Annotated in this window: 18 protein-coding genes and 1 pseudogene; 7 read left to right on the plus strand and 12 right to left on the minus strand. The window is 69.4% G+C overall.

All coding sequences use genetic code 11. The features are described 5' to 3' along the window. Nucleotides 1-54 precede the first annotated feature (54 nt). Nucleotides 55-408 carry a hypothetical protein gene (locus ACQEVM_RS36490; RefSeq protein WP_433086652.1) on the plus strand — a complete coding sequence of 118 codons (354 nt, stop codon included), beginning with the start codon at nt 55-57 and terminating at the stop codon, nt 406-408. Nucleotides 409-704: 296 nt separating this feature from the next. Here ACQEVM_RS36490 and ACQEVM_RS36495 read toward each other — a convergent pair whose 3' ends face one another. Then, entirely contained in the window at nt 705-1955 is a 1251-nt protein-coding gene (locus ACQEVM_RS36495; protein WP_433086654.1) for an esterase/lipase family protein, read from the minus strand. 524 nt (nt 1956-2479) lie between these two features. Further along, nucleotides 2480-2641: a carbohydrate-binding protein gene (locus tag ACQEVM_RS36500; protein ID WP_433086656.1), complete on the minus strand. Its 162-nt coding sequence runs from the start codon at nt 2639-2641 to the stop codon at nt 2480-2482. 286 nt (nt 2642-2927) lie between these two features. On the opposite strand from ACQEVM_RS36500, the gene ACQEVM_RS36505 reads away from it, so the two are divergent. The 3 genes from ACQEVM_RS36505 to ACQEVM_RS36515 all read left to right on the plus strand — a co-directional run bounded on the left by ACQEVM_RS36505 (nt 2928) and on the right by ACQEVM_RS36515 (nt 6604). Then, nucleotides 2928-4181 carry a serine hydrolase domain-containing protein gene (locus ACQEVM_RS36505; RefSeq protein WP_433086658.1) on the plus strand — a complete coding sequence of 418 codons (1254 nt, stop codon included), beginning with the start codon at nt 2928-2930 and terminating at the stop codon, nt 4179-4181. A 434-nt stretch (nt 4182-4615) separates the two neighbouring features. Continuing rightward, entirely contained in the window at nt 4616-5269 is a 654-nt protein-coding gene (locus ACQEVM_RS36510; protein WP_433086660.1) for a hypothetical protein, read from the plus strand. Between the two features lie 72 nt (nt 5270-5341). Then, nucleotides 5342-6604: a DUF6357 family protein gene (locus ACQEVM_RS36515; RefSeq protein WP_433086662.1), complete on the plus strand. Its 1263-nt coding sequence runs from the start codon at nt 5342-5344 to the stop codon at nt 6602-6604. A gap of 455 nt (nt 6605-7059) precedes the next feature. Here ACQEVM_RS36515 and ACQEVM_RS36520 read toward each other — a convergent pair whose 3' ends face one another. From ACQEVM_RS36520 to ACQEVM_RS36550, 7 genes and pseudogenes are all read right to left on the minus strand, one after another. Then, complete coding sequence (locus tag ACQEVM_RS36520; protein WP_433086664.1) at nt 7060-8166, minus strand: cytochrome P450; 1107 nt, start codon at nt 8164-8166, stop codon at nt 7060-7062. 534 nt (nt 8167-8700) lie between these two features. Then, nucleotides 8701-9522 carry a DUF6042 family protein gene (locus ACQEVM_RS36525; RefSeq protein ID WP_433086666.1) on the minus strand — a complete coding sequence of 274 codons (822 nt, stop codon included), beginning with the start codon at nt 9520-9522 and terminating at the stop codon, nt 8701-8703. Nucleotides 9523-9686: 164 nt separating this feature from the next. Continuing rightward, entirely contained in the window at nt 9687-9941 is a 255-nt protein-coding gene (locus ACQEVM_RS36530) for a hypothetical protein (RefSeq protein ID WP_433086668.1), read from the minus strand. Between the two features lie 340 nt (nt 9942-10281). Beyond that, nucleotides 10282-12033, minus strand: a complete 1752-nt coding sequence (locus tag ACQEVM_RS36535) for a hypothetical protein (RefSeq protein WP_433086670.1) — start codon at nt 12031-12033, stop codon at nt 10282-10284. A gap of 140 nt (nt 12034-12173) precedes the next feature. Then, nucleotides 12174-12522: pseudogene (locus tag ACQEVM_RS36540) on the minus strand (hypothetical protein); the annotation flags it as partial. Nucleotides 12523-12657: 135 nt separating this feature from the next. Then, entirely contained in the window at nt 12658-13197 is a 540-nt protein-coding gene (locus tag ACQEVM_RS36545; protein WP_433086672.1) for a hypothetical protein, read from the minus strand. A 371-nt stretch (nt 13198-13568) separates the two neighbouring features. Then, nucleotides 13569-14198 (minus strand): hypothetical protein, encoded by a 630-nt coding sequence (locus tag ACQEVM_RS36550; protein WP_433086674.1) that lies wholly within the window; start codon nt 14196-14198, stop codon nt 13569-13571. A gap of 763 nt (nt 14199-14961) precedes the next feature. On the opposite strand from ACQEVM_RS36550, the gene ACQEVM_RS36555 reads away from it, so the two are divergent. Together ACQEVM_RS36555 and ACQEVM_RS36560 are read left to right on the plus strand one after the other, a co-directional pair. Continuing rightward, nucleotides 14962-15666 (plus strand): CDP-diacylglycerol diphosphatase, encoded by a 705-nt coding sequence (locus ACQEVM_RS36555; RefSeq protein WP_433086676.1) that lies wholly within the window; start codon nt 14962-14964, stop codon nt 15664-15666. Between the two features lie 5 nt (nt 15667-15671). Next, on the plus strand, nt 15672-15977 hold the full coding sequence (locus tag ACQEVM_RS36560) for a hypothetical protein (RefSeq protein WP_433086992.1): 306 nt from the start codon (nt 15672-15674) through the stop codon (nt 15975-15977). 10 nt (nt 15978-15987) lie between these two features. Here the strand turns inward: ACQEVM_RS36560 and ACQEVM_RS36565 are convergent, their stop codons facing one another. After that, entirely contained in the window at nt 15988-20706 is a 4719-nt protein-coding gene (locus tag ACQEVM_RS36565; protein ID WP_433086678.1) for a glycosyl hydrolase family 18 protein, read from the minus strand. A gap of 309 nt (nt 20707-21015) precedes the next feature. Between ACQEVM_RS36565 and ACQEVM_RS36570 the strand changes: the two genes are divergently transcribed. Continuing rightward, complete coding sequence (locus tag ACQEVM_RS36570) at nt 21016-21816, plus strand: rhomboid-like protein (RefSeq protein WP_433086680.1); 801 nt, start codon at nt 21016-21018, stop codon at nt 21814-21816. Between the two features lie 294 nt (nt 21817-22110). Here ACQEVM_RS36570 and ACQEVM_RS36575 read toward each other — a convergent pair whose 3' ends face one another. Both ACQEVM_RS36575 and ACQEVM_RS36580 read right to left on the minus strand, forming a co-directional pair. After that, nucleotides 22111-23880, minus strand: coding sequence for an NlpC/P60 family protein (locus ACQEVM_RS36575; protein WP_433086682.1), 1770 nt, complete (start codon nt 23878-23880; stop codon nt 22111-22113). 486 nt (nt 23881-24366) lie between these two features. Further along, nucleotides 24367-25449, minus strand: a complete 1083-nt coding sequence (locus ACQEVM_RS36580; protein WP_433086684.1) for a NucA/NucB deoxyribonuclease domain-containing protein — start codon at nt 25447-25449, stop codon at nt 24367-24369. Nucleotides 25450-25571: the final 122 nt, after the last annotated feature.

The raw sequence follows: 25571 nt of genomic DNA on the forward strand, positions 1-25571 counted from the left end.
CGGATCGGCCGGGGCGCCGCACCACCATCGCAACCACCTCCAGGGAGAACGACCATGCGCAAGACGACCACCCTGCGGTCCCGCGCCGGAATCACCGCCGCCGCGGCCGCCGTGGCCCTGACGGGCCTGATCGCCGGCGCCGGCGGCGCCGAGGCGGCGGGCAGCTACATCTCCTCCAACAGCGGGGGAGCCAACGTGCGGACCTGCGCCAGCACCGGCTGCGGCTCGCTCGGCTACCTGGGCAACGGCTCGGGCGTGTCGATGCAGTGCTGGGTCGACAACCAGTGGGTCTACCCGCCCAGCTCGAACTACGCCTCCAACCGCTGGTTCCGGGTCTCCAGCGCCGTCGGCACGGGCTACGTCCACTCGTCCCTCGTGGGCAGCCAGACCAGCGTCGGCCACTGCTGAGTCGGCCCCGGCACAGCGCTCCGCGCCGCCCCTCCCTCAGGGAGGGGCGGCGCGGAGGGCACTTGCGGGGCCCGACGCGAAGGCGGTCCCGGGCAGCACGCCGAGCAGGCGACACCGGCGAAGGGCGCGTCCGGACGGATCGCTGTCCTGCCCCCGCCGGATCGGTGCGCCCGGCCGTCCGGCCGTGACGGCGGCCGGACGCACCGGTGACCGGATCCCGGGTCCTGTCGGTCGTGGCAGGGCCGGGAGCCGGTCATCGTCGCGGCAGCGGGTTGTTCGCCGGGTTGCCGGCGGGACTATTCGCCCTGGAGCCTGGTCAGGATCCACTCGCCGAGTTCCTCGGTCATCAGCGTGTGTCCCTCGTTCTCACTGGCACACATGAAGGCGTCGAGCTCGCTGTCGGCGGGGTCGATCTTGCTGTAGAGCGTGTCGTGGTCGTCGATGTCGCCGGCCGCCACTGCGCTGACGCTCGGGACGAACGTGCTCGTGTTGTAAGTGAGTTCGGCTGGTTGGCCTTCGAGGAGCCCGGCCAGGAAGGCGGCGGTCCCGAAGTTTCCGGGGTGGCCCGGGAGGTTGTGCGCTTCGGGGAACAGGCCCCCGGGGGCGCCGTCGATGTCGGGCAGGCCCCTCGTGGTGATCGTGATCTCGGCGGCTCCGGCCTTCTTCAGGACGGCGACGATCTGCTCTCCCGTGTCCTGCGTGTCCAGACGGGTGCCCGTCAGCTCCTGACCGGTGGTGCGCACCGCCGTCACGCCGGCGGGAATGTTGTTTCCGGCGCCGGTGCCCGTGCCGTTGCCGACACCGAGCAGGCGTACGCCCTCGGGCCAGCCGCCGACCCGTTCGAGTTCGGCGAGGAAGTCGATGCGGGCCTGGTCCTGACGGGCCTCGGCGCCGACGGTACCGATGTGCCAGCGCAGCAGTTGCCGGGCGGCCGGGCTGTTGACCAACACGGAGAAGCTGCCGAGGAGTTCGCCGAAGCCCGGGATCGAGCCCCAGTTGTCCTTCACCCAGTGTGCGAACGCCTGTACCCCGATGGGCAGCCAGGCGCCACGGTGAGGCGTGTCGTAGGAGAGGTAGGTCGAGGTCTGGGGGTCGTTGCCGTCGTGCTGCATCCTCGCGAGGGCGTAGCGCGTGACCAGCCCGCCCATGCTGAAACCGCCGACCGTCAGTTTGGCGGTCCCTTCGCGGTCGTCGATCGCCTTCTCGATGCACTCGATCGCCACGCCGGCGTTGTCGATGATGGACGCGGACCGCTCCTCGAAGCCGAGGAGAACCAGGTCGAAGCCGGCCTCCCGCAGCTTGGACACGAAGGGGTACGCGCCGTTCTCCAGGGCGTTCCACAGGGCGTCGGGATCGCTCTTCCCGGCCGAGAAGCCGTCGGAGAGGATCACCGGCTTCCTGACCTGGCTCTGACCTGGCGAGCTGTAGAACACCCAGGCGGTGCCCCCTTCCAGTGGCCACGTGGCGTCCCATGGGGACGTCCTCGGGTACGCCGGCTGAGCGCCCGGCATGGCGTTGTCCCAGATGCTCACAACAGACATGGACATGAATCCAGCTCCTCCGTCTCGTGGTGCGGCCAGGCTGCGCCACCCGTGAGGCCGCCGCTTTCAGGGCGAAAGCAGACCCATGATCGCGACGCTCGGATCCCGCTACCAGCGAATCCACACCAGGTCACTCTTTCGGCCAATCGCCCTTTCCGTGCAGGTCACAGGGCCGGCTGGGAAGAAACGATGATGCGGGTCGGAGCATTCGGCCGGGCGCGAAACACGGCTCGGAAACGGCCTCGAGCGCCCCCGTCATGACGGGCATGCCGTGATGCCGGGCTCCGCGAGGAGCTGCCGTATGGACGTGCGGAGCAGGAAATCCGGTGCGGGTGTCGGGGCGCGCGGACGGGCCGGTGGTGTCCTGACCGGCCGGCCGCTCCGATGGGCGCCGGCCGTCCGGGGCCACGAGGGCGTACGGAGCCCGTGCGACTCCTACCGGTCCGAACCGGCCGGGGCCATGGCCCTCGCGGACGGCCGCTCGCCCGAGGAGATCGGCTTCGACCTGCCGGCCCCGGGCAGCGGACCGGTCACACCGAGTACTGCTGCCACAGCTTCACGGCCGTCTTCGGGTTGGAAGCGGAATTGGACTTGTTCGCCACCAGGCAGCGGTACTGCTTGCCCTGGTAGGAGACCCGGTCGTTCTGCGCGTACTGCCGGTTGACTTTCCAGTCCGAGAATCCTGCTGCCATGTCGCGTTACCTTTCATCGGGCCGACCCAATGTCGGACCCGCCGAATCCTCGCACGTCGGAGCCTTGCCCCGCCCGGAGCGGGCCCTGCCCCCGCCTGCGGCACCCTGCCTGCCCCGGCGCCCATACCCGGCCCTGTGACTCGGGGCCGCCGAGCGGGTGAAGGGTGCGGGGGTGGAGGTAGCCCCACCCCAGAGCAGGTGGCTGACAGGCTCCCCGGCTCATGCCCCGACCGAAAGACTGGACCCACGGAGAAATTGTCGCCCACCGGCCTCGCAGGAGCCCTTCTTGTACGAGCACACGCGCGCAGCAGACGGATCACATTCGCCCGGGAGGAGGGTCCGAGGCAGGACCTGGGCGCCGAGGTTGCGGCTCGCCGCCGTCGGGATGGTCGCGACGGCGGTGATGACCGCCGGCTTCACCCTGCCCGCATCGGCGGCGGGCACCGAGGACACCGGTCGGGCATCGACCGCAAGCGGCGGCCAGCGGGCCACACAGGCGGCCTTGGACGGGGTGGTCCAAGGCGGACCGCCCGGTGCGGTCGCGCTCGCCCGGCAGGGGCGCGACGTCTGGGCGGGCCGCGCGGGCACTGCCGATCTGGCAACCGGACGACAGCCGCGGGCCGATGACCGATTTCGGGTGGGTTCGATCACCAAGACGTTCGTGGCCACCGTCGTCCTCCAGCTCGAAGCCGAGGGCAGGCTGAACCTGGACGACACCGTGGACCACTGGCTGCCGGGCGTGGTGGAGGGCAACGGCCACGACGGCACGAAGATCACTGTGCGCCGACTCCTCAACCACACCAGCGGCATCTACAGCTACACCGACGACGCGGACTTCAAGCGCAAAGCGTTCAGCACCGACTTCCTCCAGCACCGCTACGACACCTGGACGCCGCAGCAGATCGTCCGACTCGCCATGACCCACCAGCCGACCTTCGCCCCCGGCACGGGATGGAGCTACTCCGACACCAACTACGTCCTCGCCGGCATGGTGATCCAGAAGGCCACCAGTCACTCGTACGCCCGCGAAATCGAGCAGCGGATCCTGCGCCCCCTCCACATGGACGCCACCACACTTCCGGGCACCCGGGCCGGCGTGCCGGGCCCCAGCGGACGAGCCTACTCAAAGCTGACCGGGGAACTCGCCGGGCCCGCAGAACCGAACAGCCCCGTATACGACGTCACCGAGCTCAACCCGTCCCTCACCGGCGCCGCTGGGGAAATGGTCTCCAACGCCCCTGATCTCAACCGCTTCTACCAAGCCCTGCTCTCCGGTCAGCTCCTCGACGGACGTCAGCTGGCGAAGATGACCACGACCGAGCCGATCGAGGGGATGCCGACCGTCTCCTACGGCCTGGGCCTGATGAAGATAAAGCTGTCCTGTGGCATCGACGTATGGGGGCACAACGGCGGCATCCAGGGCTCTATCTCGCAGGCCATGGCGACCACCGACGGCGGCCACGTACTGTCATTGAACTTCAACGGCGACTGGAACGTTCACGAACAGCGAGTGGTCGAAGCCGAGTTCTGCGGCGCCTGATGCTCGGCGCGTAGGCCGCGTAGGGCCGCCGCGGGCCGGCGTAGGGCTGCTGAGCCGCTTCAGCGCCGCGGCCGCCCTGCCCCAGCAGGTGCAGTCCGCCCCCAGCGACGTCGCCCAGGCCCTGCTCCTGCCCGGCACCGTCGCAGGAGCGCTCGGCCCCGCGGCCTACGTCGCCGTCCCCTCATGGGACCGACCCGCTGGGCCTCGCCCCGGATCCGGCACGCGCTCCCAGGGCTTCCGGAAACCTCACCCGGATCACCCCTCGAAGCCAAACCTGGCGGGCGCGATGCGAGCCGCCCGCAAGGGTGAGTACATCGACTGGTCGGGGTGGCAGGATGTGTCCCCACAGAGCGGGCGAACGTTGCCCGATGCAGTGCCCCTTCGGCGACGACACCCCGGCTGCTGGAGTCATCACACGTGAACGAAGGACCCGTATGGCTCGCCCCTACACCCCCGGACCGAAACAGTTCGTCTTCGCTGTCGGTGATGGCAACGACCAAGAGGTCTCCGTGGGTGACCCTCAGGAAGCCTACGTCGCGTTCTCTGCGTTCTTCCGTGACCGAGATTCCGACACCTACACCATCAGTGATGAACCGGCGGGGCAGAGTTTGCTCCTCATGCCCGGGCAAGGTGTGATCTCCCGGATCAGGGATGCGGACCAACCCCGGTCGGAATACCTCAAGGTCGACAGGGTCACTCGCTACCTTCCGAGCGCGATGCTGTTCTTCGAGAACGGATATGCCGGTCTTGACCGCTTCGGCCAGTGGTTCCCCGACCTCCCCGACCTCGACGCGTCACCGGAGACTCGCGGTGTCGTCCGCGCCGCCACGATCACGACGGACGCAGCGGCGATCGAAGAAGTCGCTCGGATCTGGGCTGATTCGGGCTGCGTGGACCCGAGCGACCAGTACTACGTCTTCTTCGACTCGCATGATGTCGACGATGACCGAGCCGAACGAGCCGAACTGCTGCAGTTGATCGACTTCCTCGGTATCGAACGAGTGGACGCCCCGGCCGAGGCCGCCGGAGGCGAAGTCTGGGTGCGCACCGACACACGCCTCGACGTCGAATTCGCACGGTGGTCGTGAACAGACGGTGCCGGATGGGGCTGCGACGTCGCCGTGATGCCGGCCGGTGCCGTGGCGGGAAGGACTGAATCCATGAGAGACATCGTTTTCACGCGCAACAGCGGCTGGATCCCGAATGTGATCCGCGAGGACGGCGAGCTGAAGCTGACGCTTGGTGCGGGGGCCGACGCCAATCACGAGCCTCGCACGTTCACGTTCTCGATCAGCGAAGCCCATCTTGCGGTGATCCGGGAGGACCTGGCCAGACACCTGCTGCTGTGGAGTGCGGTCCTTCCGCTGTGCGACGCCGCCGGAACCCGGGGCCGGCTCGACGAGAACGCCGCCGTCGCGCTCCTGGACCCGATCCTCCTTGCCGCGCCCGCGGACGTCGACGCGCTCTTCCAGCGCATCCGATGGGACAGGAGCCGGCTCATCGCCCACGGGGCCGACATCGTTCTACTCGAGCGCGGGCAGGTATGCGCGGCGATGCGCGCGGCGACGGAGACGTCGAACGGGCAACGCGCTCAGGAGTACCACGCGGACCGCCGGCGCGCCGAGCGTGGAGCAGTACTCGGTCCACTCGACGCCGCGATCCTGAGGTACACGGGCCAGTATCTGCACGGTGCGACGGTTCCGAGGCGGATACCCGATGCCGTCGACCCCGCGCTGCTGCCCGAGGTCATGCGGGTGATCGCCACTGCGGAGCAGGCGTGCGCCGGGATGCGGATCGGCCGCGATCCGCGACGGGGAAACCGCGCCACGGACAGGCGCGACTGGGATCGAATGGAGACGGCGGTCGAGGCAGCCGTGCGCCGTGCACACCCTGGGCTCGTCGAGGACGCGGTGCGTACCGTGAGCTTCCTGATGTGCTCGGAGGCCGCGGAACGCTCCAGGAGCACTCCCATGGAGGATGGCGAGGAGGCTGCCGGTCGCCGCGCCGACTTCGGTGGGAGTGTGGGCAAGACGGCCCTGTCGTTCACTGACGACAAGGGCGTCGAGAAGAAGTGGGTAACGGACAGTCCCCGCACTGCCGCCGCGGAGTTCTGGGCGTTCGTCGGCGATTGCTCTGCCGCGGACAACGAAGTGTTCACCATCGAGGACGAGGAGATGGGCGAAGGGATCCAGCTCCACTTCTACGCGGACTCCATCGCACGGATCATGACGCTGCGCAAAGGTGACGGCAGTTCTGATCCGAAGTACCGGGTCGAGTACAGCCTGGTCGACGGGATCGGCGGGTACCGGAACCTGGTGAGCGCTTTCGTCCGGGGCGGCTACGCCTCACTCGAACAGCACGGTCCCTGGATGTCGGATGTCGCCGAGTTCGAGCGCGCGCGTCGGCGGCGCGCCGCCCGGTAGTCCCAGCGGGAGCCGCGCACGCGCCGGCGGAAGAATCCGCGAAGAGCGGGCACGGGTCTTGCCGCGGGTGGTGTTGTGGCGACGTATCCACCGCTTGAGGCACCGGGTCGGAAACGGTACGCGGACGTGGTGGCCGCGCGAGAGGTTCGCGCACGGCCACCAGGCCCGGTTCATCGCTATGCCCGCAAAGCCTCTGTCAGAGCTTCGGACCGTTGAACGGCGATTCCCGCGATCAACATCGTCGTGTAGGCGTGGTCGGGCAGACTGCCCGGGAGATCCGTGCGGAGCATGGCCTCATTGCTACACGGTGTGTTCATCAGGTCGGGCACAGGCACACTCATGCCCTGATAGGACACGCTCGGAGCATCCACTGCGGTTTCCTTTCTCTGACGGAGAGTGATACGACCGTCCGGTCCGGGTACGACCGGGCGGTTGACGTGTGGGTCTGGTGACTCTCACACGCGTTCGCGGGGGTGTAGTTGAAGGTGTACGGCGTCGAGGCCCAGCGCCACGGGGGCGGTCAGCGTTCGGTGGAAGGACGGGGCGGGGCCGGTGAGCCGGGCTCCGTAGGCCGGGTCGGTCAGGACCTGGCACAGCCGCTGGGCCATGGTGATGGCCAGCTGGGCGCCGATGCAGTAGTGCGGGCCGCCGGAGAAGCTCAGAGGCAGGGCTCGTTCGTGGGTGGGGTCGAAGGTGTCCGGGTCGGTGTACCTGGTCTGGTCTCGGTTGGCTTTGGTGACCATGAGTCGGAGTCGATCCCCGGCCTTGATGGTGTGGCCGTCGATCTGAACGTCTCGGAGTGCCTGCCGAGGCACCAGCTCCACCGTGGGCGGGACGTACCGCAGGGTCTCCTGGACCACCCGTGAAACGAGGCCGGGGTCCTGGTGGGCGCTGCCGGCCAGGCCCGGCCGGGAGAACAGGAGGTACGTGGTGGTGGCGAGGAGGTGGGCGGTGGTCCACAACCCGGCGAGGTAGAGGTTCCACAGGTTGACCACGACCTCCTCCATGCTCAATGCCTGAGCCGGGTCCGGGTCATTCACCAGCGTGCTGAGCAGGTCGTCGCGCGGCCGGGCACGGCGGTCGTCGGCGAGTCGGCTGACCACTGCGGTCAGGCCGGCCATGCCCGTCTCCGCTTCCGTGAGCGCGTCGGGAGACCAGTGCGGGGTCCTGTAGAGGAAGATCTTGGAGATTTTCCTGGCCAGTGTGTCGAATTCTTCCCGGTCCTGCTCCGGTACCCCGAGGGCTGTCGCCACCGTCATCCTGACCAGCGGAGCCGCGATCTCGTCCAGCACCTCGACCTGGCCCGTGGCGGCCCGCGCGTCGACCAGGTCTCGCGCCATCGTGGTGATCCGCGACCCGAGCCGGTCCACTGCGGCAGGCAGGAACGCCGGCGCCAACGCCCGGCGCAGCCGACGATGGCCGGGCCCGTCCAGCAGCAACAGTTCGTGCGATTCGAGCGTGCGCAGCAGGGCTTCGGCCCGCGGGTCAGGCTGTTGACCGGGGTCGGTGCTCGGTATCGGCGACACCACCCTGATACCGGGGTGCTTGAGTATCGTCAGCATCTCGGAATGGCCGGTGACCACCCACGCTTGCAGGTCGGTGCTGAAATACAACCGATCGTTCCGTTGCCGAAGATCCGCCTCGATCGCCATTGGCATCCTCCGCGTTCCGGCGAGTCCGATGCTCCACAGATGTGCGACCCGTTGATGATCGTGCTTCACCATGTGCAGGTTGGCAAGGAAATGGCACGAAAGGGCATGAACACTGCCCTGAGTACCCGGTTGGCAAGTGGAAGGCCTTTTGGCACCACCATTCTTGCGAGCGGCCGAGGCCATCCGTCCAGCTCGGGAGCATGATCGGGTGGCGATCTCGGCTCAGTGACCGAAACGGGTGACGGACCGGGTCTCCCTGCTCGTCGTCGCGGCCCGGGTCGAGATCGCCCTGCCCTGACCGGGTGCCCGCCCGGTGGGCACAGGCATGCCGGACGGCGTGGTCAGCGGCCGACAACGACCGGGACCATGGTGCGGGTCGTCGCCGCGAAAGGCGGCCGGGACCCGGAGGTCATCGACACGGTGCTGCACCGGCGTTGGGGTGGGTCAGCCCCGCCTGACGGTGATGCGGTTGTCATCGAAGTGCTGCCAGTCCGCCACGAGGTGGAACCGTTCGTGGTTCTTCAGGTCATCGAGGTTGACCTGCGAGCGAGGGGTGCCGCGTTCGAGCCGGGCCTCGTCCTCCTGGATCATCCGTCCGAGCGCGTAGCGGACGTCGTCCTCACTGACCTCCGATGCCCGGGCCAGCCTGTCGACAGACGTGAACAGTTCGTCCGGCCGGCCCAGGTCGTCCGTGAGGTGGTTGAGCAGAGAGCTCTCCGCCGGGCCGCGTTCCCAGATGCGGCGCATGGTGGCGATCCTGTCCCGCTCGAGGTCCGTCAGGTCGAGGACGGCCTCGGGGCCCGGGAGGGGGTACTGCATGGACCACACGCCGTCCTGCACTGTGGCGATGCCCAGCGCGAGCATGCTGCCCGCGAGTTCACGGAGGGTCGTGGGAACCACCACACCAGCAGCACGGAGCAGCCCCTCGCACCTGGCTTGGTGTTCTGCGGCATCCGCGCGGAACTGTTCCTTCTCCTCGTCGGTCTCCAGGTACTCCAGTTCGTCGTCGTCCATCCACACGACGGGGGAATCGAGAGTGCCTCCGTTCCGGCCGAAGAAGGCGCCGGGCTCGCCGTTGAAGAGCTGCTGCACGACCTCGTCCAGGCTGCCCCGCAGTCCGCGAACTGTGGCTGTGCCGAAGAGCATGCAGAGCATCATTGCCTGGTGCTGGGGCAGGTAGCTCGGCCATCCACTGGGGAACCAGTCGTTGGGCATGGACAGGGAGCCCTCGCCACTGTCCTGACTCGTGTCCTGATCGACAGACATGGATCTCCTTGGGAAAGCTGCTGGGAAGACGGGGAGCACGGGTGGGAGGTTCTTGATCCGTTCGGCCAGAAGGCGGGCGAGCGGGCCATCCTGGTGGTCGTCGAGGTCCGGGAGCCACTGGCTGACTTTCACGTACAAGCCGAGGCCGTACAGAGCGGGGCCGCTCAGCCCCGGTGACCACCGAGCCGACCTGCGCTGCCGATCGGAATGCCGGCGATGTTCCCTCCGATGGCACCCGCACCCTGTGTGGTGGTCCCGTTCGCGTGGGCCCCGTTGTTGCGGTTGGCACGGTTGACGCCGAACGCCGGCGACAGGAAGTCGCCGATTCCACCGGCGGACGCGGGTGCTGCCGTGGCGATGCTCGCGCCGATGGCTGCTGCGGTGAGCCCTGGAGCTGTAACGGTCCTGGCGTTGTTCACGGCTGCTGAACGAGCTGCGGCACGCGCGGGTCACGCCAGTGTCGTCCGCGCCGACCAACCGGTGCACCTGCGCCGCACCGAGGCTCGGGGGCACTGCCTCGGTCGACGATCCGCGGAGGAACCTGCTGTCGGAGACCGCGGTTGCCCGAGGTGGGGCCGGAGGGGTGCGCACGCCCGTGCCGTGGCGGAGGGCGGGGAGCCGAGGCCGCATCCCGGAGTGGGGCCGCCTCGTGCCGGCCGGCCGTCGATGGCCCGCCCGCCACCGCATGGACGAGGTCGAGGATCTCGCGGACATCCGCGCAGTCGTTCAACCGCGCGGACACCGGCGCGCGGATGACCGTCATGGGGCCGGTACGCCGCCCACGATGGCCGACAGGGCGGTACGGGTCGCACGGCAGAGCGCCTCATCGCTCAGGATCCCGCCGCCGTAGCGGCGTTCGGACCGCATGACGTGCGTGAGCCGGGGCGCGGCAGCGGCGGCGGGCTCCCCGATGGCACCCAGGACGGCGACGACTCGCAGCAGGAAGGGGTCCGCCCGGTGCTCCGAGAGCGAGTGCAGTGCGGGCAGCAGCGTGTCCACGGCGGGAGCCGCGTCCCCGGTCAACCGCCACCACGCCTCGGCCGCACCGAGGCGGGTCCAAGGACCGAGGCTGTCGAGCAGCGGTCTCACGGCGTCCGCGTGCCGTACCGCGATCGGGCCCAGGTCGGCCAGGTGGGAAAGGACCGGCCCGCCGCGCTGCGTTCGGACTGCCGCGGCTGTGACGTCCAGGGCGATCGTGGGGTCACCGGTGACCTGCCAGTGTGCCCATGCGGCGCTCTGGGCGCCGTGCCAGCGTTTGGGTTCCCGGTCCTTGCTCCGGTGCAGGCGCGGGGGCCGCAGGACCCCGGTGGCGAGGTCGGCGAGCAGGTGCGCTCCGTCGACCGCGTCGGGGCCGATCCGGCCCAGCGCGACAGCGGCTCCCCGGGCGAGCGGAGTGTCGAGCAGCCGCAGCAGCTCCGGGACCGATGCCGCGGCAGCGGGACCCCAGTGCGTGACGAGGGGCAGGAGGTTCTCCGGACGCCTGCCGGTGAGCTGCACCCGCAGCGACGGCAGCAGGCAGGGGGCCCATGCGCCGGGCAGGTGGTCGCCGGTGGGTAGCAGGGTGCCGGACCATTTCAGGTACCACGGCAATACCCGCAGGTCGGCGACGCCTGCCAGAGCCCGTGCGGCGCAGTCGGCGACCTCCCCTTCCTGTTCCACGAACGTGAGCAGGAGATCGGTGTGGCCGGCGATCGACGAACCTGCGGAGGCCACGGCCCGGGAGGCCGCCTGACGGGTCGCGAAATCGTCGCAGTCGAGGGCGGCGACGACCGTTTCCCACGCTCCGTCCGCAGGCCGCCGCCACGTCCGCAGTTCGCGGACCGCCTCGGCGACGGTCGCAGGGTCAGGGGTACGCGGGGGCAGGGATGCCGTGGTCAAGGTTGCCCCGGCCCGGTCCGGCGTTCCGTACGCCGTCAGCCGCCCAGCCCGGGCGGCGAGTGCCACGTGGGCATCCGGGTGCGCGGTCCACTGGTCGAACCAGGTCCCGGGACGGGGCGTGCCGAGCGCCGCGAGGATCTCGCCCGCTGCCAGGAGTTGCCGGCCCAGTGCGACGGGGACCGGTTCCACCAGGGCCTGAGCGCGTAGCGCCGGCAACACCGCCGGATCCGGGTCGCGAACCTGCTCCACCGCCCGCGCCGCGCAAGCACGGACCTCGGCACTGTCGTTGCCGAGGAGAGCGGTCGCGGCCCGCTGACCGTCGATCAGCACCGTCCGCATTCCCGGGGCGTCCTGGAGAGAGTTCAGGCGGTGCCAACGGGCGCGGTTCGCGATCTGCTCGAGGACTCCGGCCACCTGCTCGGGGCCCAGATGCGGCAGCATCTCCAGCAACCGTGGCAGCAGGGCCACCACCAGTTCCGACCTCCACCAGAGCAAGCGGTGCTCCAGCGTCTCCCACGCGGTGTGTCTGCTGTCAGGCGACATCAGCGCGCCGAGCAGTTCCGGTATCTCCTCCTGGCCTTCAGACACTCTCTCCAAGACGTGCCAGGCCGTCTCGTCCCCCGATTGGTTCATGATCGGCAGAGTAGTGCCCGGTGGCCACCACAGCGGTGCGGGGTGGGCTACGGCTGATTGCCGATGAACAGCACGGCGAGCACGGCCCGCGGCCATCCGTGCCTCACGGCCATCCGGCTCGACCGGCCCCCGGTCCGGGGTCACCGAGGACGATCCGAGCGATCTCCCGGTGGTTCGGGCCTGTCGGTATCGGCGATGCGGTAGCCGACCCCTGCTCTGGTCGTGATCACCGGCGGCTCTCCCAGTTTGCGGCGCGGGCGGCCGATCGGGTCGAGTTCGAGGTCGGCGGCCCGCAGGACGCGGGTCCGGGCGGTCGGCCTGCGACGGGCCAGGGAGCGGATGCGCAGGACGAGTTCGGTGCTGCGGCCGTGGAGTTCCATGTAGCCGATTTCGTCGATGCACATAAGATCGAGGCGGCCATCGCGGTCTCGGTGCCCAGGGCGTCAACAGGTGGGACTTGCCGGTGCCCGAGTCTCCGATGAGACACAGACGCGACGCCATCCACCAGGCGTACCGCGACGGCATGGAGGATCATCTCGGCGCGCTCGGCCCCGTTCTCAACGCGATCGGGCTCTGGACGACGAAGCACATCGACGCGGGTGCTCGGTCGCGGTCACCGTGCCTTCATGCGCCTGCGCCTTCGGGGGCCGCAGGTGCAGGGGGTCGCTCGATGGTGAACGCGCGGGTGACCGGATTGACCCGGGCCGGCAGTACTGTCCCCTGCGTGGCACTGCCGAACCGGTACTTCGGGACTTCGTTGCCGCATTCGAAGGGTTCGAAACCGGGGCCGCTGATACGCATCAGGAGCCGGACCTGGTAGTGGTCGTCGTTGGTCGGCGGGGCCGAGGCGACTGCCAGAACCAGGGCGCTCCCGTCGACGCCGAGGGCGGCGAGCTGGAGCGTGGCCCGCCGCTCCTCGCGGGCGAAGAGGATTGTGGACAATCCGACCCAGGCGACGAACGCGGCGACCAGGGCGAGGCCGACGCCGACCCACGACCACCCACTGCCGGCCTCGTCCAGGGCGGCGGCGGTGCGGACGGTGACGCGTACGAGGACCCCTCCCGCGCCCAGGAACAGAACCGAGCCCACGGTGCACGCGATTGCCGTGATCACCGGGCCCTTGGGGTCCAGCAGGACGGGTTCGTGGGTGTGGGAGCGGGCCATGCCCGCACCCTAGCCAAGAGACATGGCATGCGCAGGTGCGAGGCCGGTTTGACCTGATGAGCCGCCGGGCCACAGTGACCCGCGCGTCCTCGCCCTTCAACGCATGCGGCCGGCGGTCATCGATGGCACCCGCCACTGCCCGGCAGGTATCACATGCGTTCTGCCGTTCCGGCAGCCGCCAGAAGTCGGACGGCGACATGCCGGTTTCCTGAAGACCGCACAGCGTCCTCTCGAAGACGCCGAAGGCGTGGGGGAGACGTCGGCGGGAAGGTCGTCCGCGAAAGCCCTCTCCCAGCGCATTTCCAGGGCAGGTACGGCGGACGCGAGATCTCGAACCACTCGCCGCCCATCCGAAGCGGGCCGCGGCCCGGTTACCCGGCCTCACCCGTACCGGTCTGCTCCGCGGCCCTGCGCCGCAGTACGCCCTCCACACGAGTGCGCCACAGCCTCAGCGGCTCCGGCACGCCGACGCCCACGAGGGGCGTGCCGTCCGGGGCTCCCTCGTGGCCCCGACCCGCCTCCTGGTTCCTCTCGTACAGGGTCACCAGGTGCGCGAGCCCGGGCATGTCCCGGCGGAGCCGGTCGGCCCATTCGGGCGTCAGGAAGCCGTGGTTGGCGACGAACCGGCCGTCGTCGCGGGCCGTCGTCACGTACATGAGGTAGCCGTCGAAGGACCAGAAGTACCTGATGTGCGGGTTCGGGCTCCAGCCCGGCGGCGACGGGTACCGCGACAGGACTCTTGTCCGCTCCGCCGCCTGCTCGTGGGCCATCCACGACCGGACCCGCCCCGCGTCCTGGTACTCGTCCTCGGTGATCTGGACCCCGAATTCCCAGAGCCTGGGCAGCATCTCCCACTGGGCGGCCTCGTGGAGGTACTGCGCCCGGGTCCGGGCGTCCCCCCGGCGGCCGGCGGCATCCGCGTCCAGCCGACGGCTCACCAGCCCCTGCTCCTGGTCGTACTGCAGGATCCCCGCCCAATTGAGCTGTTCCCCGCCGGTCATGCGCGCCTCCCACCGGCCCCGTTGGAAACGGGCCCTCGGCGAACCCGGGCGCCGTTGCTCGGTCAACGGCCCCTTGCCCACCGAATGATCCCCGGCCCGCAGGGAACACACCAGGGGGCCCGGGCCTTCCCGCCACCGGCCGCCGCGGACCACGACGGCCGGTCCGCAGCCGTCCCGCCCGGGCAGCCCGGGAATCCGGCGCGGCCCCGGCATCAAGCCTGGCGGCCGGGACCGAACCGCGCTCGACCAGGGTGGCGGTGCTCTCGCTGGTTGCGTACAGACGACTGACGGGCCCCCGTCCCGATGGTTCGCTGGACGCCGGCTGGTCACGTACATGCCGATGGACGAACGCAGCCGCGCCCGCCCTGGACGGGTTGCCCGCCCTGGACCGGCTGCGCGCCCTCGCCCCGGCGGCCGGTCGAGCGCAGCGGGCCGGCGTCGTTCGGCCTTCCGGCGCAATCCTGGGCGCTCCCCCCGCACCTTCCCGTGAGGTGGGCGGTCCGGCGCCTAGGTTGGTCGGTCGAAGCAGAGCGTCGACCATCGGAGTCCTTGCATGAATGCGACCAGTACGTCGAACGGCATGCCCCGGCGTCAGTTCGTGGCGCTTTCCGGTGCCCTGGGTGCGGGTGCGCTGCTGGCCGGGGCAGGAGGCAGCGCGTCCGCGGCGGCGTGTCCGCCGCCCGGATCCGGCGGTTCGTCGTGCTGCCCCTGTCCGACGGATCCGCCGCCTCCCGGCGGCCCGAGCCCCTGCCCCCCGTCTCAGATGCAGGCCCTCTGCGGCAGTCCCGCGGACACCGACCCGCTGTGGCAGGACGTGCAGTACTGCACGCAGGGGATCGTCCCGCCCAGCGGGCACAAGGCGGACTGCCTCAAGACCACCCCCAACCATGTGGTGCTGCACGGCGAGCCCGTATCGACGCACAACTACCTGACCGTCCCGACCTGCCGGATCACTGGCATCGAGTGCCCGTTCCTCCTGACGCCCAACGTCGCGAACTACTGGCACGAGGCCTGGGAGAACGCCCGCAGTGGCGGCGACGTTCCCGTGCAATACCGCTACATCGGGCTGGGGATCAACTCGCAGGCCGCGCGGCAGCTCGACCAGCTGCACATCCACATGGCCGGCGTCCGAGACAGCACGCAGCTGCGGCTGCAGGCCCTGGACGCGGTGGGACGGGTCGCGACGAACCCGTCGCAGTGGGGGGACACCAAGTACCAGGCGCTGCTGACGGGAACGCAAGGGGACCGCACCTACCGGATCCTGCGGCTCCCGGCGTTGACGACAAACCTGTTCGCCCTGCTCAACACGAACGTGGTGCGGCGGTTCTCGCTCCAGATGGCGGGCCAGACTCTGGTCGTCGTGCCGAGGATGACCCCGACGGGCTTCGACGGCGCCTTCTACGTCCTCAACAGCGACGCCTCACTCCCCAGCGGCACCACCACCTGCGACCGCCTGCTCGTGTACTGACGCGGATGGCCTTGGACATCACCGGCATCACCGATATCACCGGCATCACCGGGATCGCCTTCGCCGACCTGGACCTCACCGGCGCCGGCCAGCCGTCCCCGACCGCCGACACCAACAGCACCGCCCCGGCCCGCGAGACCGCCCCGCTGCCACCGCCCTCGACACGAACACGCGGGTACATCCCGATGCGCTCGCCCACCTGGAGAGTGCTTCTTCCGTGCAGCCAACAGGACCTTATGCAGGTTCCATCGTTGCAGGTCAGAAGCACTCTCCGGCTATTTGATCAAGCCGTGGAGCCGCAGGCCGGGTGACTGCGAGCGGTCAGCCGGCGCTGCCGATCAGCTTCCAGGGCTCGTGGTCGGCGTCGGACCCGGTGCCCGGGGCACTGCCCCTCGTCTCCCACTTGGCCTTCCAGACCTTGCCGTTGTACTTGACCGTGGTCTGCTCGATCGGCCGGCCGGCCGGGGAGTAGATCTTGGTCGCGTCCCAGTTCCCGGCACTACAGCCACCGGCCGGCGGGGTCGCCGTGCCGAGTCCCTTGAGGTTGTCGTTCACCGGCGCGTACGCCGTACCGCCGATCGACAGACTCGTGTTCACCGGACCGGTGATCGGGAGGAAGTAGATGATCGGCAGATCGAGCGACTTCCCGGCCGGGATGATCTGGCAGTAGTCCAGCGTCGTGCTGACCCGGTGGAACGTCGTACCGGGCGTCAGCTTCCACTGGCCACCTTGGGCATCGGTCTGCCAGTTGGCGTCCTTGACCAGCGGTGACGTCGAGGCCGGAATGTCGAACGACAGCTTCGTGTCCTTGCCACCGCCGAGCGTGCGCCCGGTGTTGTTGGTGATCCGGACGGTCGGCTGCAACGGCCACAGGTTCGCCGTGGCGGTCGGGTAGTTGACCATTTCGACGCTCAGGTTGGCGGTCGCCGTCGGCGCGACGCCGCTGCTTCCGGTGCGCAGATTGTTGTCATAGGCGCCGATGTTGCCCAGCTTCTCGTTCAGTCGGGTGGTGAGCGTGTACCCCATCCCGCACGGGGTGTCCGGCTGGATGTCCGTCGGGCAGGAGTAGTCGCCGCCGAGCTCCCACATCATCACGCCGCCCGCACCGGTCGACTTGACCAGATCGGTGACCGCGTCGACGCCCTGTTCGTCCTCGGTCGACAGGAACACCTTCTTCTCGGCGTTCCACAGCCACGAGGTCTTCGTGGTGTCGTCCCAGTGCCGGGTGTATTGGCCCGTGCGCCGGTCGGTGACGTCGGTCTCCGGCTTCAGCCCGACACTGCGCGCATAGACCGGCGTGATGTTCTTCTCCAGGTTCTTGGTGTGCCACAGCGGGTTCGTCCCGGAGCCGAGCTCGCTGCCGTTGTTGGTCTCGTCGTGCCAGATGTTGTCGATGCCGAAGGCGCCGTCACCACAAGGCCGTTTGACGCCCGTACCCGGCTCGCAGCCGCTCGGCTTCCGCGAGGTGCCCCACAGACCGTTCGTACCGCCGGTGACGTTCTGCCAGCCGCGCGTGTAGTAGGGCAGACCGATGTTGACGCGCCCGGCCTGCATCGCGCCACGCATGTACTTCATCGCCCAATCGGTGTTGAAGTACCCGATCTTCCCGTACTCCGGAGTGGCGTACTGGTCGGCCAGTTCCGGGTCCTTGCCGTCGTCGAACAGCGCCGCGTTCGGACCCACGACGTCGTTCCAGGTGCCGTGGTAGTCGTAGGCCATCAGGTTGGTGAAGTCCTGGTGGTCCAGCGCGGTCTGGTTCGCCATCCCGCGGGCCAGGTAGCCGGAGGCCGACGACGCCGAGGTGAGCAGGTAGTACTTGTCGTCCGCGACCGAAGCCCGGTTCAGCGAGTCCCGCAGCGTCTTCATCAACGCGGCGTACGTCGTGGGCAGACCCTTGCGACGCGGGTTCGACACCGCCCAGTCGGTCGGATTGCCGGTGTCCTCGAGGACCGTGGGGTACTCGAAGTCGATGTCGACGCCGTCGAACCCGTAGGTCCGCAGGAAGTCCACGACCGAGCGCGAGAACGTGTCGATCCCGCCCTGGTTGACCGAGCCGTCGGCGTTGGTGGTCATCGCGTGGAAGCCACCGGAACCGGCCCAGCCACCGACCGAGATCAGCGTCTTCACCCGCGGATGCAGGCGTTTGTACTTCGTCAGCAGGTTGAAGTGTCCCTTGTAGGGCAGCGAGGGATCCATCTCGGCGCCGACCTCGCCGGGCCACTCCTTCCCGGTGGCGTTCGAATCGACCTTGATCTGGCTGTTCTCCACCGACGCGAACGCGTAGTTGAGGTGGGTCACCTTCGACCACGGGATGTTCTTCACCAGGTAGTGCGGCGTGCCGTCGGCGCCCGTGCGGCCACCGCTGAAGTAGCCCACGACCCGGCGGTCCCGGCCCTGACCGAGCCATTCCCGTCCGTCGCCCTGATAGACCTTGCAGTACGGCGTCTCCACGCCCGGCGTGGCCGCCAGACCGTCCGGCCGGCAGTCTCCGGACGCACCCGGCCGCGCACCGCCGTCGTCGCCACCGGGGTGCGGCTCCATCGGGTCACCGACCCCACCGTTGACACCGAGGTCACCGGCACCGCCGTCGCTGCGGCTGCCGTCGCCGTAGCTCGGCACCAGCCAGCCCTCGATGTCACCGGCGCCGCTCGCCGCGGCCGTCTTGACGGCGGACTTCGCCGTCGTACCGGAGCGGGTCATGGCGAAGTCCTCGATCCCGTCGCCGTCCAGGTCGGCGAAGGTCCCGATGGTGCCCTGGAACGGATCGTCGGCGCGGATCACGCCCAGCGACTTCCAGCCTGCCGTGACGCTCCACGGAGCGCCGGTGTTCTGCCAGGCCCGGACCTCACCGGTGGCGAACTCGACCCGGACCGTGTCGGCCTTGCCGTCACCGGTGACGTCGGCGAAGGCGACCTGCGCGCCGCGCGCCTGCCCCGGAGTGGCGAAACCCTCGACCTTCTCCCAGCCGCCCGGAGTCGGCATTCCCTTGCCCTTGTTCCGCCAGGCGGTCGGGAAGCTCATCCGGTCCAGCGTGATCAGGTCGTCGCGACCGTCACCGTCGATGTCGGTGAAGTACAGATCCGGCTCGTAGACGAGGTTGTTCGCGACGATCGTCGGGCTGTCCCAACTGATCCTGCCGCCGCTGCTGGTGTTCCGCGCCATCCGCATCGCGGGGATGCCGGTCGGCGAGTCGGGCGGCATCAGGATCCGGATGTAGTCGTCCTTGCCGTCACCGTCCAGGTCGGCGAAGTAGACCCGCTCCGGGGCGTTACCGCGGTCGGCCGGGCTGATGTCGCCCAGCGGGACCGCGGCCTTGCGCGGGTCGTCGTTGCGCCGGCCGGTGACCTTCCCGTCCGTACCGACCACCGCGTAGTCGGCCTTGCCATCGCCGTTCAGGTCGGGGAACGCGATCTTCGATCCGGCCGGGGCGGCGTCCCGGATCTTGCCGATCGGCTCCCAGGCGTACGAGCGGCCGCTGATCATGCGCTGCAGGACCGCGATCCGAGCGCCTTCGGCGAAGGCCTCCGCGATCTTCCGGTAGCCGGCGTCGGTCGGGTAGATCTCGTTGGTGATGTCCTGCGGGGTGACCGAGCCCAGCTCGACCAGCACCAGCCGTGCGCCGTCCTTGATCTTGGCGTAGGCGATCGTGCGGAGCGCGCTGTTGTAGGCGTCGATGCGGGCCTGGTAGGTCGGGTTCGTCGACGGCGGCAGTGTCCCGAGCAGGACCGTGGTCGTCGGCGAGGCCCGGTAGATCTCGTCCAGGAAGCCGCGCATCTTCCCGGCCGTCGCCGTACCGTCGCCACCGCCGGCCAGGTCGGCCGTGCCCGCGACCAGGGTCATCACGTTCGGCCGCAGCGTTCGCAGCGCGGGGATCGACTCGGCCTTGATGTCGTCGATGCCCTTGCCGTCGAACCCCATGTGGTCGGGATCGCCCCGTTTGCCGTTCTTCAGCTCACCGACGAAGTCCGTGCGCTTGAAGACGAGACCGGCCGCCGTGCCACCGACCACCGCGATGGCGGTCAGGCCCTTCAGGATGGTCTTCAGGTAGTCCCGGAAGCCACCGTCGTCGGTGCTGTGCACACCGGCCGTGATCCCGTCACCGGTCGGCATCACCCGGAGCTCATCGATCGACTGGTCGGCGCCGGGCGATGGCCTGGGACCGGGTGGCGGGCTGGTGCCGGCCGCATTGAGCTGCCCGGACTGGGTCGGCCGGTGGTCGGAGTTGCCCTCGGGCCGGACCGTGACCGTCAGCGCGTGGTCGAAGTGGGTGGTGGCGAAGTAGTCCAGCTCACCACCTTCCTGGTGGGTCGCCTGACCCGAGCTGTGAATCCGCATGGTCGGCGGGAAGCTGTCGCGCTCGGCGAGGTCGTCCGGGTCGACGTTGAAGTCGCCGCCGACCGTCGCGTTGTAGGTGACGCCGCGCTGGTTCCCAAGGGCCTCGATCTGGTCGTCGATGGCGTCCAGCAGCGTCCCGGAGTCACCGCCACCGCCGGACAGGCCGTGCACGGTGAAGTACCACTCGTTGCCGAACCGCGCACCGAGCGCGTTGCGGCCGGCGTCGACCGGGTTGCCGACGACGATCAGCTCGTCGGGCGCCTCGGTCAGGACGAGCGCGTTGTTGACCCGGCCGCCGATCCGGCGTGGGTTGGTCGCGTCGTCGGCGGTCTGCAGGAAGTAGACCTCACGGGTCGGGATGGTGCTGCGGTAACCGCTGTCGACCAGCCAGGTCCGGTGCAGCACGGTGAACTGATGCGCGCCGCCCAGGCTGTCGGTCGTGGTGAACGTCTGGTCAGGCTGTGCGGCACTGTTCTCGGGCGGGTGCGGGCCGACCTCCTGAAGCATCAGGATCGGCACCTGCAACGCCAGCCGCTGGACCGTGGTCCACTTGCTGCCGCTCTGTGCCCTGTTGTCGGCCCCTTGCATGTTCCAGGTGACCAGGGGCGTGGTGGCCGCAGGGAAATCGGCGGCGGCGGCCGGAACGACAACTGACGCTGCCAGCCCGGCCATCACCACCACCGCGGAGATTAATCGGCGGAACAAGAGTTCCCCCCTTCCTCACGTCCAACGACCCCGGAACAACCGAATCGTTGGAAGCTACATGGTTTCTCAACTGTAGCCTCGACCACCTGTGAGGCCCCGTCAGCTTGCCGACGACCCTCCGTGGCCTGGGTGGGTGACTGATTGCGGAGTCCGGGCAGGTTGAGCGCCCGTCTCTCGCGTCGATTGGGCGCGCGACGGCGGCCGGCGCCGAACTCCCGCCCGGAAAAGGGCCGGTGGCGGGCCCCGGCCGGACGGCCAGGCGGCACCCGTCGCTTCCCGCGCTCGGCTCGACCTGGAGAATGCCGGAGTATGAACTCTCCGTCACCCCGGGGCCCTGCGGGCAGACTTCTGCGCGCCGCGCGAGACTACCCGCGCCGCGCACCGCTCACCCTCACCTACGTCTGCCTGCTGCTGACCGCCCACGTCTGGATCGGCCACGGACTGTCCGCCGACCGGGCGGCCGCCGTGCTGGGCCACGTCAGTACCAACCTGGACAACCTGCAGGATCATCCGCTGTCCGCGCTGCTCGGCAGCGCGCTGTTCTTCGACGGCACGCTCACTGATGTCGCCTCGACCGAATTCGTCGGCACTTTCATCACCTTGGGCCTCGGTGTCTGCTGCTTCCTGGCCCGGGCGGAGCGCCGCTGGGGGAAGCTGCGCTCCGCAGCCGTGTTCCTCGGCGGGCACGTCGCGGCCACCCTGCTCACCGCCGCGGTGATCATCGTCGCGCTCCGTAACGGCTGGTATCCCGAGGACGTACGGCACACCCTGGACTACGGCGTCAGCTACGGGGCCCAGACGGTGCTGGCGATCAGCACGCCGGCCCTGCCCCGCCGCGCCCGCCTGCCCTGGGCCCTGTTCGTCCTCGCCTGGCCTCTCGGCGGCGCGGAGTGGAGCGGACCGCTACCGGACTTCACCACGGTCGGCCATCTCATTGCCGCGGCCATCGGCTTCGCACTGCCGGCCGTCCCCGGCTTCAGGCGGCCACGGGTCCGCGCCTCTGGGTTTCCCGCGGTCACAGCCGACGACGGTCATCACCGGGCCACTGTCGTGGAACCGGTGCCACCGGCAGCGGCAGCCGCATCACGGACACCGCCCAGCGGGTCGTGATCGTCAGTAACGGGGCAGAAGCAGGCGGGAGACGCGGGCAGCCGTGCTTCTCCCGCCGGAAGTCCGGTCAAGCGGGATACGACGCGCGGGCCTGAAGCCGGAACGTTCCCGCCAAGTCCCTGCCATCCCTGGTCGACCGGACCCTCAGGGAAGCCGAGCTCGGACGGCCCAGGCTCGTCGGCCCCGGCAAGGACGTCGACCTGCTGATCGTCCTCACCGAGGCCGCGCCGGAGCGCTACGGCCTCCCGGCCACCCCCATGCCGGCTCGTGCGGCGCCGGCGAACACGCAAGGCGTCAGATGCGGTGAACCGTGTGCAGCTTCTTCGCGTAGGTGCCGGTGCCGTCGAGGAGGGAAGCGCCTCCCAGGTCGGACATGGTGGGGCCGTTGCCGGTTTTGCGGCTGGAGAGGAAGCGGCGCTTGCCGGTGGTGTCGAGGCCGAGGTAGATGCCCACGTGGTCGACGGTGACCGTCGTCGTGTCGTCGCCGGAGTCGGCGTTGAACAGGACCAGGTCTCCGGGCTGCAGTTGCTGTGCGGCGGGCGGGTTCGTGCCGTCCGTCTGGTCGATCCGGGTGCCGGGGGTGTAGTCCACCATGTGGCGGGACTTGCGGGGGATGCGGGTCTTCGAGGTGTCCTCGCCGGCGGCCAGGGGCACGCCCATGTGATAGCCGTAGACCATGCGTGTGTAACCCGAGCAGTCGAGGTTGCCGACCTGCTTGCTCGAAGGCCCTGTTTGGGCGCCGTCGGGGAAGGTCCAGCCGAGGTTCATGTACTCGTGGAAGTCCGCTCCCTCGTAGCGGAATCCCTGCGGATCCAGGTAGCCGTAGCCGGCCTTGCCCATGACCTGTTTGCCCGTTGCGGGGGTGGCAGCGGTGGTGACCGCGGGTGCTCCCGCGAGGAACATGGCCGCGTGGGCCAGAACGTCGGGGGCCGGGGAACCGGCCCAGCCGCGGATGATCTGTTCCAGGGCAGCGGTCCAGGTCCCGTCGAAGGGCGCGGGGAGAACGCGTACCCAGGTGTCGTGGGTGACAGTCGGCGGTTGCTGCCAGGCCGCGGCGTCGACCTGGAAGCGGCTTACCAGCAGCTTGACGGGCAGGTTCGTGCAGCCCTGGTTGGCCAGGGCCCTCAGGCCCACCCGTCCCTTGGAGAAGGTGGAGTCCGTGACGTCCGCTGCCCAGCCGGTGGGCTCGGCGGTGTCCGTGCGCCAGGCCTTGACCTGGATGCGGGCGCCCTCGCGACGTACGCGGATCGTCCAGTTCGTGCCCGCCGGAACCGCGGTGGCGAGGGTGGTGGCCGTGGCCAACTGGGTGACGCTGTCCGTGACTTCCTTCTCGACGCGCAGTTCGACGGTGCCCGAGGTCAGGAAGGACAGCCTGGCCCGGTAGTTGTTGTGGGTGTCCTGGTAGCCGAAGGACAGGGCGTACGAACAGGCCTGGCCGGTCGGTACTTTGTCGAACCTCGCGACCGCGCGGACGTCCACGTCGGTGATCTCGTCGTCCCGGAGGGTGGCGTGGCGGCTCGCGAAGTCGGTGGTGAGCGCGATGGTGGCGCTGCCCGGCACCACTGAGTAATCGGTGTCGACGGGCCCCAGGGTGGACCAGCTGCCGCCGGCGGGGGACGTCCCCCAGTACTTGCGATCCGGGACAGGGAGCGCCTGGTCGGGGAGGGTGCGCTGAAAGTCGTCCGCGAAGGACTGCTTGTTCTCGATGAAGGTGCGCTGAGGTCCCGTCAGGACGACCGTGCGTGCGCCCTTGGTCAGGATGGCCACGCGCTGGGAGCCGGCGGTGACCTCCAGACGTTCCGGTGTTCCGGGCAGCACGCTCGTGGTGAAGGAGGCCAGGGAGACCTGCGTGAAGTAGGAGGGGTCCAGTGCGCCGATCGTGACGGAGGAGCGGGGCGAGGTGAGCGACCCGGGAGCCGCCGCGGCCACGGCCGAGCCTGCGCGGGAGGGAGCGGTCGGAACCGAGGCTCTGGGCGAGGCCGCGGCACTCAAGGTGCCGAGTGGAACGGAAGCGGCCGCGGTGGCGAAGACGGCGAGAACGTTGCGTCGAGAGGTATGTGACATGCGGTAATGATCCACTTGGGGTGTTCCTCAGTGACCACTGCCCCCTGGTGCCTTGAGTGACCACTGCTCCCCTGGGGCCTCGTTCGTCTGTCTCGGGCTGCGCTTGGCGGCGGCTCCCGCAGGTGTTCAGCCCGAGGCGGACTCCGCTGTCCAGGTGCAGGAGGACGCCCCTCCCCGCGGTGGGCTTCCGGAGCGTTCCGTGTCGCAGATGGTCAGGTCGGCGGTCGACCTCCCGTCGACACCATCAAGCCTCCCGTGCTTGCCGCTGTGGCGGTCCTGATCTGCGTCACGGGGACGCGGCCCCTGCCGCAGCAGCGGCCAAGCCCCCGCTGTGCCTGCCAGTGCTCCAGCAGCACCGGGTCCATGGACGGCGCCGCGTACAGCGGTCCGTGGCCCGACAACTGAGGCGTCACCATCTCCGTGCGCGAGCCCGCTCCGGGGGGTCCACCGTCTACTCCCACGCGTCGCGGGACACACCACGGCCGGTCAGGGAGCGATGATCACCTGGTAGGGCTCTCGGTTGAGGATGCGGGCAGACGTCGTGGCTGCGCCGACTTCGCTTCCCGCTTTCTCGTTCTGGGTCTCGGTGACGTGGGAACGCACACAGATGGCGGTGGCCTTGTTGCCCCGCATGACCTTGACGTTCGCGACATCCCACACTCCGCCAACCTGCTGAGGGAGGATGTCGACGCACATGGACCCGGGTTTGCCGCCCTCCTCGGAACTGGCGAATGGGTACTCGTCGCAACTGTCCTCCGGGACAAGGAAGTTGTCCTTCACGAACCTGGGGGCATTGTCGCAGGTGACAGTCCGCTTCTTCTCCGTATCGCCTGTTGCGTCACGGTGCAGTGGGCGTTCCTCGGTGCCGTAGTCGTTGGTGGGGTTGGTCAGGTTCTTCTGTGCCCATTCGTAGGTGACGGCGGCGGCCCCGTAGAGCGACTTGCGGATCGTCACGTCCGCCATGTGCCCTTCCACGATGCAGCCGGGCCATCGAAGGCCGTCCTGCGCGTCACAGCGCAGGGAGGGGCCGGGCCAGTCATCGTGCTTCGGCGGGAGAGGCACCCCGGCGCCGAGGATTTTTCCGTCGATATGGTACGAGGGCTGGATGTGCGGTGCCACGCCGCCCTTGCCGACCGGAGAGCTGTAGCCGAGTACCCCGTCGTGCCTGCCCATGCCGGCCTCACGCAATATCACGGCCGAGCCGCCCCAGGCGGGCCCCTCTGTCGTGCATATGCCGCTGCAGGTGGAGCTGACACCTATCGCCACGCCGTCAGGCATGTTCTCGATGTGGAGGGCATCGACCTGGACTGTCTCCTGCCAGGCTGCCTTCGGCGTCTCCTTGATGCCGGAACTGATGATGACCCCTACGACAGCGTGGCCCTTGACCTCGTTGCCCTCGAGGCGTGTGTATTCGGCGACACCACGCACGCAGTAGGCGAGGCGGTTGGAGACGATCGCGTCGGGGCGCTCGTCAGCACAGAGTTGTTCCGGGGTGCGGCCGTCGTGCTGGCCGCCGCCAAGAGCGGCGGCGCGGGTCGTGGGCGCGGCCGGCGCGGCCTGGCGGGCCATGCGGGAGACGACCCACGCGGGGGCGGGTCCCATCCTGAAGCAGGACCACACCAAGTCCCGGCCCTGGGGCACGGAGCCGGACGCGGGGGCCGTGCACGTGCCGTGGCCCTCGGGAGCGGCCC

Origin of the sequence: Streptomyces sp. CA-243310, assembly GCF_050936775.1 — a bacterium.
GTDB lineage: Bacteria > Actinomycetota > Actinomycetes > Streptomycetales > Streptomycetaceae > Streptomyces.